Consider the following 13,603-nt stretch of genomic DNA (forward strand, 5'->3'; position numbering starts at 1 on the left):
CCCAGCGATCTGAGAAACGCAGTCTGAGCATCCATTGCGAAACGCACTCCCATCTTGAGATGGGTATCACCTCGCAGTCCGCGCCGGCGCAGACAACGTGCCGCTCAGACACCGCTTACAGATGAATAAATTCGCTCCAGAAGGCTCGCGGGGTTCGGCTGAATTTCGCGCGGATCTAGCTGGAATGCTTGTTGTCACCATAGCTGCAATGTATGAAACTTGCGTCAAGGTAACTATGGTTTCATATGCTTCTAGGTATGGGCGAGAATTTGAAGGCTTCACTGATCGAAACTTCAGCAAGTTGAGCAGCAAAATATCTCATCAAGATTTGCGCAGATATGCTGCCACCTTTGACGGAAGGGTTCGTGACAAGTTTGATGAGATACTGGATAGGCGTCGCAAAGTGACTGTTAGATTATCTGGTCGCAACCCAATTAAGCAACTGGATCAGATCTTAAATTGGAGGCATGACTTTGCACACGCCGGGTTGCGACAAACTACGATCGGCGAGGCTATCGCAACACACCGCTTGGCAAGTGTCGTTATTTTATCATTTTACAATGCTTTCGAGGGCGAGATGGGGGCTTGATTTGGCGCGTCACTCATCAATCTGCTGCTGACCATCCATCGGATAGGAGAATAGAATCTATTATGGAACACTGCTCGCTCCAGTCTAGTGCTCGTCTAATCTTCTAGTGACACATCAATCAGAGAACTTCCGTGTGCCGATGGCTCTACTCCCCAGATAGGCCCCTTCTTCATGCTCAAATTCTATATCGCTTGCTGTGCCTTTCGATAGCGGCCGTTTCGGCGTCTCCCTTGCACGTCAAGCGCACCATGAGGTGAGGCAGCTTTGGGCCTGGCACCGGTCATTCTTTGCTCTCGGCACGAAGATCGGCTCTGGGCCGGGCACGGCAGTGCCCGGCCCAGGACGCGAACGACCGCAGTGGGCCGGACGTGCCCAGTGGCTGAGAACTGCGCTGCTCCGACAGCGGGTCTGCCCCAGCCAGACAGGCCCAAGCCGACCACTCCCTTCCCGACAAAAAAAATCGCGCCGGGTTCCCGGCGCGATCGGTTTGTAGGTCTTGGGGCGGGGCGATACCCCTCCACTCAGGCGGCGGGTTTTTCCAGCAGGGTGTAGGAGGTGATGACCTCGTCCTTCACCTGTGCGCGCTGGATCTTGCCGGCGTCGTCGCGTTTGCTGCGGGCGTGGACCGCGCGTTTGATCAGCCGGCCCAGTTGCTGGTTCAGCGCCACGGCGGCGCGGCCGGCGGTTTTCGGCTTCTCCGGATCGGCCACGGCACTGGCGTAGAGCGCGGCGAATGCCGCATCCGCATGCGCCCGTTTCAGCACGTTGAGGATGAAGTGTTCGTCAAAGCCGCCCTCGGCCTCCATCGACTGCGCCAGTTTGACGACATGGTCGATCACGCTGCGGCGGGCGCCGATCCGGGTGGCCAGCGCATCGCCCTCCGGCGCGCTGGCCAGGATGTGGGTCTCCACCAGCTTCTGCAGGAAATGGCCCATGTCCATGCCTTCGGCCTTGGCCTGACCGGCGAGGAAGCGGCGCACATCGGTCTGCAGGGTGACGGTGATCTTGTTCGCCGCGTCGATGCGGTCCAGCCGCTCCTTGCGGCGGCCGGCTTTCTCTGCCGCAGCCTCGGGGGTCGGCCGGGCGGTCTTGCCGGATTTCTTCGCGCCGGTCTTGCCCGCGCCCGGCTTCTTCATCCGTTTGGGGCTGTCGGAAACGATTTCGAGTTTGGTGGCCATGCTGCACCTCAGTTAAAACATACTTCGGAAGTATGTGATAGCCGCGCCAAAGTCAACATATTTCCGAAGTATGTGCAGAGGGCCACGATCCCCCTGCCCGCGCAGCGCTGTTGTCAGCTCCGATGCGATGGCTTACGCCTGTTGCACCCGCCAACATCCAAGAGGAGGCATACCAAGATGGCCGACACTCCCACCTATGGCTTCGACACGTTGCAGATCCACGCCGGGGCCCAGCCCGATCCGGCGACCGGCGCGCGACAGACGCCGATCTACCAGACCACGGCCTATGTCTTCCGCGATGCAGAACATGCCGCCGCGCTCTTCAACCTGCAGGAAGTGGGGTATATCTATTCGCGCCTGACCAACCCGACGGTGGCGGTTCTGCAGGAGCGCATGGCCGCGCTCGAAGGCGGCGCCGGCGCGGTCTGCTGCTCCTCCGGCCATGCGGCGCAACTGATGGCTTTGTTCCCGCTGATGAGCCCGGGGAAGAACGTTGTCGCGTCGACCCGCCTCTATGGCGGAACAATGACCCAGTTCAGCCAGACCATCAAACGTTTCGGCTGGTCGGCGAAATTCGTCGATTTCGAGGATCTCGACGCGGTGAAGGCCGCCATCGACGATGACACCCGCGCGGTTTTCGGCGAGTCCATCGCCAACCCCGGCGGCTATGTCACCGATATCCCGGCGCTGGCCGGGATCGCCGACGCCGCCGGCATTCCGCTGATCATCGACAACACCTCGGCCACCCCCTATCTCTGCCGGCCGATCGACATGGGCGCCACTCTGGTGGTGCATTCGATGACCAAATACCTCACCGGCAACGGCACGGTGATGGGCGGCGTGGTGATTGATTCGGGCAAGTTCGACTGGTCGGCCTCCGACAAGTTCCCCTCGCTCAGCCAGCCGGAGCCGGCCTATCACGGGCTGAACTTCCACGAGACCTTCGGCGCGCTGGCCTTCACCTTCCACGGCATCGCCATCGGCCTGCGCGATCTGGGCATGACGCTGAACCCGCAGGCGGCGCATTACACCCTGATGGGGATCGAGACGCTGAGCCTGCGCATGCAGCGCCATTGCGAGAACGCCCAGAAGGTCGCCGAATGGCTGGAGGCCGATCCGCGCGTCGATTACGTGACCTATGCCGGGCTGCCGTCCTCGCCCTATCACGACCGGGCCGAGCGGCTGTTTCCAAAGGGCACCGGCGGGCTTTTCACCGTGGCGCTGAAGGGCGGCTACGACGCCTGCGTCAAATTCGTCGGCGCGCTGGATCTGTTCAGCCATGTCGCCAACCTCGGCGATACCCGCAGCCTGGTCATCCACTCGGCCTCTACCACCCATCGTCAGCTGACCCCCGAGCAGCAGGAAGCCGCCGGGGCCAGCGCCAATGTGGTTCGGATCTCCATCGGGATCGAGGATGCGGCGGATCTGATCGCCGATCTGGATCAGGCCCTGGCCACGGCCACCGCCTGACCCGTACCGGCCAGGTATTGGCCCGTACCGGCACATGCCCAGTATACGCCCCGGTCGCATCGACCGGGGCGTGTTCATTGGCCGGGTTAGTCGCCGATGGCGAAGGTCATGGTCACGCTGGCCGAAACCTCGATCTCTCCGGCAGCGACCGGCACCGCGCTCATCGACGCGACCCGCATCCGCATCTCGGGCTGCGGGCCGGTCCCGGCGGCGCCGTCACGGATGGTCTGCACCGGTCCCAGGGTGACCCCGGCGGCCTCGGCCAGGAGCTTCGCCCGGGCGATCCCGTCGGCCACCGCCTGGCGCCGGGCATCCTCCTCCAGCGGCGCCGGGTCCTGCAACCCGAAGCTCAGCCCGTCGAACCGGTTGGCGCCATCCGCCACCACCGCCGCCATCACCGCGCCGAGCTGATCGAGATCGCGCACCCGCACCATTACCGTGTTGGAGGCGACGAACCCCGCGATGTCGCGCGCCTCGCCATCGCGGGCCTCCGACCACTGCGGGGTCAGGCTGACGCCCTGGGTCTGCATGTCGCGCGCGGCGATCCCTGCCGCTTCCAACCGATCCAGAACCGCCGCGACCCCGGTTGAGGTCGCCTCCAGCGCGGCGGCGGCCTCCCTGGCAGTCTGGGTGACGCCGAGGGTGATCACCGCCATGTCCGGCACCGCCTCCACCTGCGCCTCACCGGTCACCACGATCTGGCGCGGCATCTCTCCTGCCCAGGCGGCGGTGCCCATCAGCCCGACCATCACGGCAGCGGCAAACCATTTCACTCTCACGGCAATTCTCCTTTTGACACGAGGCCCCTCCCGGTCCCGGACCGGTCCTGGCACGGCGCCAAGGATGGGGCGCCACCCCGGGCTCGGCAAGATACCGCCCAGTGTTTTTCTTTTCCTCGGCAAACTCCTGCTTTAGGGTTTGTCCGGGCAGGCCGGTGCCCGTTAAGACCGGTAAGATAATTTCGGGTCGGGTCGGGCTAAGGCGCTATGAAACCAAGTTTTGCGCTCTCTTTGTCGTTTGAGGGGATCAGCCTGCTGCACCGCGCCGCGGGCGGCTGGCATCTGGTCGGAGAGGTCGCGCTGGACGTGCCCGATCTGGCTGGCGCGCTCGCAGAGCTGCGCGACCGTGCGGCGCGGCTGGAGCCCAATGGGATCAGCTGCAAGCTGATCATTCCCAACGACCAGATCCGCTATATGACCATCGACACCGGTGCCGCCGAGGGCGATGCCCGCCGCGCTCGGGTACGCATCGCGCTGGACGGCGCCACCCCCTATCAGGTGGAGGATCTGGCCTTCGACATCGCCGTCGAGGGACCGCTGACCCATGTCGCGGCGGTGGCGCGGGAGACGCTAGCAGAGGCAGAGGCCTTCGCCGTAGAACATGCGTTCGATCCGGTGAGCTTCGTCGCCATTCCCGGCGATCAGCCGTTCCTGGGCGAGCCGTTCTTCGGTGCCGCCGAGCATGCCGGCGCCCGGCAGGTGGAACCGGACGGCATCGCCGTGGTGGTGACCGGCTCAGCCTCCCTGCCCGAACCCGCTGCCGATCCGGTTCCCGCTCCCGCTCCGCGCGCGGAGGAGATCGCCGAGCAGGCGCCCGATACCCCGGCGCCGGAAACAGGATCCGGGACAACGCCGAAGACAGCGCCGACGATGGGGCCAGAAACGGGGCCAGAAACAGAACCAGCGACCGACCTGAAGGCAGAGACAGCGCCGGAGGACGCCTCCGTCGGCTTCTCCAGCCGTCGCGGCAAGCCATCTTCGGAGACGGACGGAACCGCCACAGCACCGACTCCCGCGCCGCCGGTGCCCACACCGACGCCGAAGCCCGTCACCGGACCTGCCCCCAGACCGCTGGCAGCCCCCCCGCGCACCGCCGCAACGGAGCCCAGGCCAGTCGCCAAACCCGTTGCTGCCCCGCCGCCCGGTGTGCCCCGCGCGCCGGCGACCGCCCCCAAGCCGCAGACAGACCGCCCGGCCTCCGCCGCCGCAGGACTGCAGTCGGCGATCAGCGGTCTGCTGTCCCTGCGCAAACCAGCGAAACCCGCAACCGAGGCCGCGGCGAAACCGGTTGCCGGCCCCTCCGCCGCCGGCCCGGTCAAACCGAAGGGAGAGGCCGCCCGGCAGGAGGCCGAGGCGCTGACCGTCTTCGGCGCCCGCAAGGCGCGCAGGGGAAAGGGCAAGCCGCGCTTTCTCGGCCTGATACTGACCGCCGTTCTGCTGATCTTCCTGATCGGGATCGCCGCTTGGGCGAGCCTGTTTACCGAAGGCGGTCTCACCGGCCTCTTCGGGCGCGACCGGGAGACACCCAGTCTGTCCACCGTGCCGGGCGCCGACCTTCTGCCGCCCCCCGCCTCGGCACCTGAAATCGGCCTCGACAGCCCCGCCGGGGAAATGCCGCTCGACGGCGCGGGCGACACCGGCGCCACCCCTGGGACCGAGCCGCCGCTGACCAGCGCGCTGCCGCCCGAGGCGGGAGATACCGTCGCCGCCCTGCCCCCCGATCCGCTGGCCGACAGCGCTGCGGCAAGCGGCCCGGCGCTGACCGACACCGACAGCGCGGTGCTGGAGGCGCTGCGCCCGGAAGACGGCGCCGGCGCGACAGCCGATATGCTGGACCCCGAGCTCGCTGCGGAGCCCGATCCCGAAACCGGGACCGATCTGACCCAGGCCGACGATGAGACCTTCTATGCCGCCACCGGCATCTGGCCCACCGCCCCGCAGGAGCCGGAGACGCCGGCGCTGATCGGGCTCAGCGATCTCTATGTCGCCTCGATCGACCGCACCGACCTGTCGCAGGATGCGGTGGCGCTGCCTCCAGCCGCCGGCTTCGACAGCGATCTCAGCCCGACCGCCGTGGCACTGCCCGCCGCACCGGGCAAGAATTTCGAGCTCGACGACCGCGGGCTGGTCACCGCCACCCCCGAAGGCGCCGAAAGCCCCGAGGGCGTCGTGGTCTTCCAGGGGCCGCCGCCGGTGGTGCCGCCGGCCCTGCCCGATCGACTGCAGGCCCAGGCCGAGGCGGCGGACGAAGCCCAGGCGCTGCGCAGCCATCTGGCCGGCTTCCGGCCCCGGCCCCGGCCCACCGATCTGGTCGAACAGGCCGAACGCGCCCAACTGGGCGGCCGCAGCCGCAACGAGCTGGGCCGGCTGCGGCCCAATCTGCGGCCTGCCTCGGTCGAACGAGCGGCCACCGCCGCGGCCGAAGTCGCCAGTGCCGCCGCTGCCGCTGCCGCAGCAGCAGCCGAAGCCGCCGCCGCGGAGGCCACCGGCGCGCTGACCGCGGAGGATCTGGAAAACGCCACCCGCCGCGCCGTTGCCACCGCGCTGGTGCCGAAGACCCGGCCCAGCAATCTCGATACCTCGCGCAGTTCCAGCCGTGCCTCGCTGGGCGTGCCGGAAGCCGGCACGACCGCACCGGCCACCGTGGCGCCGAAAATCCCCTCCTCCGCATCGGTCGCGCGTCAGGCGACGGTGAGCAATGCCATCAACCTGCGCCATATCAACCTGATCGGCATCTACGGTACCGCCGCCAACCGCCGCGCCCTGATCCGGCTGCCAAGCGGGCGCTACAAGAAGGTGAAGATCGGCGACAGCATCGACGGCGGCAAGGTGGTGGCAATCGGCGACAGCGAATTGCGCTACGTCAAGGGCGGGCGCAACGTGACCCTGCAGATCCCCAAGGGCTGATCGGCCCCCCCTCCGCGCCGGCGCGCCCTGACCGGCGCCCCGGCGCATCTGGGGGCTCTGCCCCCGGCCTGCGGCCTCCCCCGGGATATTTCCGCCAGATCGAAGGGGCGTGGTGGTGCCGGCACCGGCCCGGGCCGTGTGCCCGGCGCGGCTTCGCTTTGATCCCCGCAAAAGAAAGGCGCGCGCGGGAGGTGCCGCGCGCGCCGGTCCGCTCCGGATCGGAGGGCTTACTTGGTGATGATCTCCGGCCCCATGAAGGTGGTCGGCAACCAGGTCGACAGGATCGGGATGTAGGTCACCATGATCAAGAAGACGAAGAGCACCGCGAGGAAGGGCAGCGCCGCCTTCACCACCCGCATCATCGGCATCCCTGCCACGCCGGAGGTGACGAAAAGGTTGAGGCCGACCGGCGGGGTGATCATGCCGATTTCCATGTTGACCACCATGATGATGCCGAGGTGGATCGGGTCGATCCCCAGTTCGATGGCGATCGGGAACACCAGCGGCGCCACAATCACGATCAGCCCCGACGGTTCCATGAACTGGCCGCCGATCAGCAGGATGACGTTGACGATCACCAGGAACATCACCGCGCCGAATCCGGCCTCGAGCATGGCGCCGGCGATCTGCTGCGGGATCTGCTCATCCGTCAGCACGTGTTTCAGGATCAGCGCGTTGGCGATGATGAACATCAGCGTGATGGTCAGTTTGCCGGCGTCGAACAGCGTGTCGCGGGTGTCGCGGTGGAAAAACGCGGTAACCAGCGCCAGCGGTTTTTCCAGCAGCGTCAGGTTGCGCTGACCCTCCGGTCGCGCCAGAGGGCCCATGTCGCGATAAACGAAGGTGGCGACCAGGAAAGCGTAGATCGCCGCCACCGCCGCGGCCTCGGTCGGCGTGAAGATACCGCCGTAGATGCCGCCGAGGATGATCACGATCAGGAACAGCCCCCAGATCGCATCATAGCCGGCCGAGAAGACCTCGCCCCAGCCCTGCCATTCGCCTTTCGGCAGATTGCGCAGCTTGGCGATGATGTAGATCGTCAGCATCAGCATGGTGCCGGCCATCAGCCCCGGGATCACCCCGGCGAGGAACATCCGCCCGACCGAGACATCGGTGGCAGAGGCATAGACCACCATGACGATGGAGGGCGGGATCAGGATGCCAAGCGTGCCGGCATTGGCGATCACGCCGGCGGCGAAATCCTTGGTATAGCCGACCTGGCGCATGCCGGCGATGACGATGGAGCCGATCGCCACCACGGTCGCCGGGCTGGAGCCCGAGAGCGCGGCAAAGAGCATGCAGGCGAAGACCCCGGCAATCGCCAGACCGCCCGGGAAATGCCCGACCAGCGCGATGGAGAAGCGGATGATCCGCCGCGCCACGCCGCCGGTCGACATGAAGGAGGAGGCCAGCACGAAGAAAGGGATCGCCAGCAGCGTGTAATGACCGGCCATCGCCTGAAAGAAGCTCTGCGCGATGGAGGCGAGCGAGGTATCGCCCAGCATCAGCAGGAAGATGATCGAGGAGAACCCGAGCGAGACGGCGATCGGCACCCCGATCAGCATCAGCCCGACGATCATCGTGAAGAGAAGAACGACTTCCATGGGCTCAGGACTCCCGGTTCATATGGGCCACGCCTTCGACGGCGTCCTCGGCCTCATGGCTGACGATCATGCTCTCGACGCGGCCGGTGGCCAGCCGCCAGGTCGCCTGCAACACCCGGAAGAGCAGCAGCGCCATGCCGAAGGGCAGCATGAAATAGGGGATGAAACGCGGGATCTTCTCGTAATGCTCGCCATCGTTCATGCCCGGTTCGATCCAGCGCAGCCAGTCCGGCATCGGGATGTCCACCACCTCGTACCAGCCGCGATAGGAGGTGCGCTTCATCTCCTCGAACCCGCTGGGGAACCAGCGGCCGGAGGTCTGCGGCAGGTTGGCGAAATTCGCCCAATAGTCCCAGGCGCCCTTCATCAGCAGGCAGGCATAGGCGATGAAGATCGCGGCGGAGACCAGCGCCAGCAGCCGACGCGGTTTCGGCGCCAGCATGTTCAGCACCGCGTCCACCCCGAGGTTGGCCGTGGTCTTGACCGCATAGCTGATGCCGAAGAGCACCAGCCAGGCGAACAGGAAGGTGGTTGCTTCCAACCCCCAGATGATACCGGTGTTGAACCCGTAGCGCAGCACGACATTGATGAAGGTGATCAGTGTCATCAGCCCGAGGATGACCGCGATCACCGTCTTTTCGAGCTCTTCCACCACGCGGCCCAGACCGGACTGCGGCGTGTAATGTACCGACATGGCTCTCCCCATGGGTAACGGTTGTCAGAAGGTCTTGCGGCAGGGCGGACCCCGGCCCCAGTGGGGGCCGGAGCGTCGGTTCCCTGACCCGGATCAGTGCTTGGCGTTGATTGCCTGCGCTGCGTCGATGTTTTCCTGGCCGACGTCTTCGACGAATTCGGCCCAGACGGGTTTCATCAGATCGACCCAGGCCTGACGCTGTTCCGCGTTCAGCTGGCGCACGGTGCCGCCGGCCTCGATGATGGCCTCCTTGGCTTCTTCGTTGACGCGGAAGGATTCGGCGTTCCGGGTCTCGGTGACCTCCTGCAGGATGGTGGCGAGCTGATCGCGCACATCTTCAGGCAGGCTGTCCCACCAGTCGACCGAGGTGACCACCATATAGTCCAGCAGGCCGATGTTGGCCTCGGTCACGCCGTCCTGAACCTCGAAGAACTTCTGGCCATAGATGTTCGACCAGGTGTTCTGCTGGCCGTCGACCACGCCGGTCTGCAGCGCGCCATAGACCTCGGAGAAGGCCATCGGCTGCGGGCTGGCACCCATCGCCTTCATCTGCGCCTTGAGCACGTCGGAGTTCTGCACGCGGAACTTCAGCCCCTCGGCATCGGCCGGCCAGATCAGCGGCTTGTTGGCCGAGATCTGCTTCAGGCCGTTGTGCCAGAACTGCAGGCCCAGCAGGCCGCGGCGCACCATCAGTTCCTTCATCTCGCTGCCGATCTCGGAGTTCTGGAACTCATCCACGGCTTCGATGTTCTTGAACATGAAGGGCAGGTCGAAGATGCGGAACTTCTTGGTGAACTGCTCGAACTTCGACAGCGACGGCGCTGCCAGCTGGACGTCGCCCTGCAGCATCGCCTCCAGCACCTGGTCGTCGTTGTAGAGGGTCGAGTTGGGGAAGACCTCCATGCAGGCCTTGCCATTCATCTCTTCGTTGACGCGCTTTTGCAGCAGCGTCGCCGCGATCCCCTTGGGGTGCTTGTCGGTATTGGTCACATGGCTGAACTTGATGACGATCTCGCCATCGTCGCAGCCTTCCGCAAACGCCGCCGGAGCGCACAGCCCCAGCGCAATGGCCATACCGGCCAGACCCATGACTTTCATCGGATACTCCCCCCGATTGACTTGAACTTCCTTCCGGGCGCCAGGCCCGGCCCGCATCGGGAATCGATGCGCTGCCATAGTGAAGCGATTCGAATCGGGCCTCTCAAGCATCCAGCGCAGCAAATTCGGGGCTTTCGTTTTCTTGCAGAAATTCATGGGGTTGCGGATAGAATCATACTTCTTCTCGCAACCGGGCCGCGCCGGATGTGCGGGAAACCGCACAGGCTAAGCGGGCTTTGTGCGGATTTTCGCACATCCCCACCGAGGCTATCGGCGGTAATCCTCCGGCCGGATGCCATAGCGCGCCAGCTTGTCGTAAAAGGTCTTTCGCGGCAGTTTCAGCGCCTTGGCGGCGGCGGCGGCGCGGCCGTTCTGCCGACCGAGCGCGGCGACCAGCAGCGAACGTTCCACCTGGGCCATCTGCTCCGCCAGCCCCAGACCGCTTTCGCGGCCGACCTCCTCGGGCATCCCGAGCACGAAGCGCATCGCCGCCGACATCAGCGACCGCGCATTGCCCGGCCAGTCCTGCGCCATCAGCCCGGCCAGGTGATCCGGGCTGATCTCCGGCGCCGGGATGCCCGATTGCTCCGCCGCCTGGGCGACGTAATGGCGAAACAGCACCGGGATATCCTCACGCCGCTCGCTCAGCGCCGGGATCCGCACCCGCATCACGTCGAGCCGGTAGAACAGATCGGCGTTGAAGCTGCCCTCGGCGACCTTGACCGACAGATCGGTACTGGAGCCGGCGATGACCCGCGCCGGAGAGCCCTGTTCCAGAACCTCGAGCGCGGCATATTGGGTGTCCTTGGGCATCGCCGAGACTTCGTCGAGAAAGATCGACCCACCCGCCCCCTGGGCGCAGAGATCACTGAGCCCCTCGGCGGTCAGCCCGGCGGCGGGGCGCTTGACGAAGGGCCCGCGCGCCACGCCCGAGAGCAGATGCACCACCTCCGCCACCTTGGAAATGCCGCTGCCCGGCGGGCCGTTGACCAGCACCTCCGCCCCGGTGGGTGCGACGTTGCGCACCCGCGCCCGCAGCGCGTCCGATTGCGGCGAGGTGCCGAACAGCATCCGCGCCGCCGGATCGCCGCGTTCCAGCTGGCGTTTCAGCCGGCGGTTTTCCAGCACCAGCGCGCGGGTCTTCAGCGCCCGGTCCAGCACCGCCAGCAGATCGGCGGCGGCGCAGGGCTTTTCCAGAAAGTCGAAGGCACCCTGCCCCATCGCCTTGACCGCCATCGGGATATCGCCCTCTCCGGTCAGCAGGATCACCGGCAGTTCGCGATCAACCTGCTGGGCATAGCTCAGCAGATGGAAACCGTCGCGCCCCGGCATGCGGATGTCCGACAGGATCACCCCCTCGAACTCCTCGGTGATCTGATCCTTGGCCATGACGAAGGAGCTGGCCATGATCGGCTCCAGCTCGGCCAGTTCCAGCGTCTGGCCCAGAGCCTCGCGCACGGCGATATCGTCATCGACCAAAAGCACCTTGCGGATCATGCGGCGCGCTCCTCCTGCCAGCGGTCGAGCTCGACGGTGAAGACGGCACCGCCGCGGGCGGCATTGGCACCGCGGATATTGCCACCGAAGCTCTGCACCAGCCCATAGGAGATCGACAGCCCGAGGCCCATCCCCTCTTCGCCGGCGATTTCCTTGGTGGTGTAGAAAGGTTCGAAAATCTTCTCGGGGTCGGCGATGCCGGGGCCGCTGTCCTGCAACCGCACGATCAGCCGCGGCCCGTCCTCGGCGAGAGTGATGGAAATCCGCTTCTGCGGGCTGCCCACCATCGCGTCCACCGCGTTGTTGATCAGGTTGACGAAGACCTGCGCCAGCCGCACCTCGCCCCCCCAGACATGGATCGGCGCCGCCGGCGCGGTCCAGTCCAGCCGCACCCCCGCCTCCTTCAGCCGCGTCTCGGTCAACTCCACCGCCTGGGTCAGCACCTTGACCAGATCGACCTTGTCCGAGGCCTCGCGTTCGTTGCGGGCGAAGGCGCGCAGGTTCTTGATGATCCGGTCCATCCGCTGCGCCAGATCCGCGATGCGGTCCAGGTTCTCGCCAGCCCGGTCCGGCCGGCCGCGCGCCAGAAAGGCGGCCCCATTGTCGGCGAACTGCCGGATCGCCATCAGCGGCTGGCTCAGCTCATGGCTGATGCCGGCGCTCATCTGTCCCAGCGCCGACAGCTTGCCCGCCTGCACCAGGTCGTCCTGCGCCTGCTTCAGCGCCGCCTCCGCCTCCTGCCGTTCGCGCACCTCCGACCGCAGCCGGAGGTTGGCATCCGACAGCGCCCGGGTCCGGTCGGCAACCCGCGCCTCCAGCTCACGGTTGGCCACCGCCAGGGTGCGGCGCCGCTCGGTCGCCAGGAACAGAAGCGCGCCGAAGGCCAGGCAGATCGCCGCCACCGCCGCCGCCTGCAGCCCGGCCAGCCGCCGCGCCGGGGTGATGTCGATCAGGATCTCTCCCAACAGCCCCACCCGCGGCAGGCCCTGCGCCAGATGCAGCGCCCGAGCCGGCAGATATTGCCCCCAGTCCAGCCGCCAGAGCTCATGGCTGCCCTCCTGCCGGGTGGAAAAGCGCGGCGCCGCCCCCTCCGGCGGCGTCAGACCGATCTGCCCCGGTCGGCGCTGCCAGAACAGCAGATCCGAGCGGTTGGAGATGAACACCCGCCCCGCCGCATCGGTGAAGAAGACCGGCGGCAGGCTGCCGCGCCAGCTGCGCTCGATCTCGGCCAGATCGACGGCGACGATCAGCGCCCCGCGCACCTGCTGATCCGCGCCGAACACCGGCGCCGCAACGAAATAGGCGCGCCGCTGCAACGCGCCGACAACCCCGTGCCCACGCCCCAGCGCCCCCTGCAAGGCGCGGCGGAAATAGGGCGCCTGCCGCAGCTCCGGCCCGATCAGCCCGGGCTGCGCGGCCGCCACCACATGCCCCCCCGCGTCGACATAGAGCAGATCGAGCGCGCCGGATTTATCCGCCAGCCGGCGCAGCAGCGCCGCCAGCCCCGGAGCCTCCCGCGCCGCCAGTTCCGGTCGCCCGGCGGTCATCACCACCAGCTGCTGAAACAGCTGCAGCTGGGTGGTCAGCCGGTCGCTGGCCAGCGCCAGGTCGGCCTCGGCCCGCTGTTCCAGCTGCCCCAGCGCCTGCCGGTAGCCATAGCGCCAGACCCCGGCGCTGAGCGCCCCCACCCCAAGGAGGAAGGCCAGAATGATCCACCGCGTCTGCATCGGGAGTTTGGTCATGCCGCCGAGAGTAGCAAAGCCGGGCTTGCATTGACCAGTGGGCGT

10 protein-coding genes are annotated in these 13,603 nt (G+C 66.5%); 3 read left to right on the forward strand and 7 right to left on the reverse strand.

Going from position 1 to position 13,603, the window contains the following annotated elements; all coding sequences use genetic code 11:
• Positions 1-121: 121 nt before the first annotated feature.
• On the forward strand, positions 122-589 hold the full coding sequence (locus tag QO033_RS21735; RefSeq protein ID WP_284483004.1) for a HEPN domain-containing protein: 468 nt from the start codon (positions 122-124) through the stop codon (positions 587-589).
• Positions 590-1,110: 521 nt separating this feature from the next.
• Here the strand turns inward: QO033_RS21735 and QO033_RS21740 are convergent.
• Positions 1,111-1,767 (reverse strand): hypothetical protein, encoded by a 657-nt coding sequence (locus tag QO033_RS21740; protein WP_284483005.1) that lies wholly within the window; start codon positions 1,765-1,767, stop codon positions 1,111-1,113.
• A 177-nt stretch (positions 1,768-1,944) separates the two neighbouring features.
• Between QO033_RS21740 and QO033_RS21745 the strand changes: the two genes are divergently transcribed.
• Complete coding sequence (locus tag QO033_RS21745; protein WP_284483006.1) at positions 1,945-3,237, forward strand: O-acetylhomoserine aminocarboxypropyltransferase/cysteine synthase family protein; 1,293 nt, start codon at positions 1,945-1,947, stop codon at positions 3,235-3,237.
• A gap of 86 nt (positions 3,238-3,323) precedes the next feature.
• Here the strand turns inward: QO033_RS21745 and QO033_RS21750 are convergent, their stop codons facing one another.
• Positions 3,324-4,016, reverse strand: coding sequence for an SIMPL domain-containing protein (locus tag QO033_RS21750; protein ID WP_284483007.1), 693 nt, complete (start codon positions 4,014-4,016; stop codon positions 3,324-3,326).
• Positions 4,017-4,223: 207 nt separating this feature from the next.
• Here QO033_RS21750 and QO033_RS21755 point away from each other — a divergent pair, with 207 nt between their 5' ends.
• Positions 4,224-6,923, forward strand: coding sequence for a hypothetical protein (locus QO033_RS21755; protein ID WP_284483008.1), 2,700 nt, complete (start codon positions 4,224-4,226; stop codon positions 6,921-6,923).
• Positions 6,924-7,150: 227 nt separating this feature from the next.
• Here the strand turns inward: QO033_RS21755 and QO033_RS21760 are convergent, their stop codons facing one another.
• The 5 genes from QO033_RS21760 to QO033_RS21780 all read right to left on the reverse strand — a co-directional run bounded on the left by QO033_RS21760 (position 7,151) and on the right by QO033_RS21780 (position 13,543).
• Positions 7,151-8,527 (reverse strand): TRAP transporter large permease, encoded by a 1,377-nt coding sequence (locus QO033_RS21760; RefSeq protein WP_284483009.1) that lies wholly within the window; start codon positions 8,525-8,527, stop codon positions 7,151-7,153.
• A gap of 4 nt (positions 8,528-8,531) precedes the next feature.
• A complete protein-coding gene (locus QO033_RS21765; protein WP_284483010.1) occupies positions 8,532-9,221 on the reverse strand; it encodes a TRAP transporter small permease in 690 nt (229 codons plus the stop codon).
• 93 nt (positions 9,222-9,314) lie between these two features.
• Entirely contained in the window at positions 9,315-10,310 is a 996-nt protein-coding gene (locus QO033_RS21770; protein ID WP_407682139.1) for a DctP family TRAP transporter solute-binding subunit, read from the reverse strand.
• Between the two features lie 276 nt (positions 10,311-10,586).
• Entirely contained in the window at positions 10,587-11,816 is a 1,230-nt protein-coding gene (locus QO033_RS21775) for a sigma-54-dependent transcriptional regulator (protein WP_284483011.1), read from the reverse strand.
• On the reverse strand, positions 11,813-13,543 hold the full coding sequence (locus QO033_RS21780) for a sensor histidine kinase (protein ID WP_284483083.1): 1,731 nt from the start codon (positions 13,541-13,543) through the stop codon (positions 11,813-11,815). Before QO033_RS21780 ends, QO033_RS21775 begins: the two co-directional genes overlap by 4 nt.
• Between the last annotated feature and the right edge of the window lie 60 nt (positions 13,544-13,603).

Origin of the sequence: Pseudodonghicola flavimaris (genome assembly GCF_030164425.1) — a bacterium.
GTDB classification, from domain to species: Bacteria; Pseudomonadota; Alphaproteobacteria; order Rhodobacterales; family Rhodobacteraceae; genus Pseudodonghicola; species Pseudodonghicola flavimaris.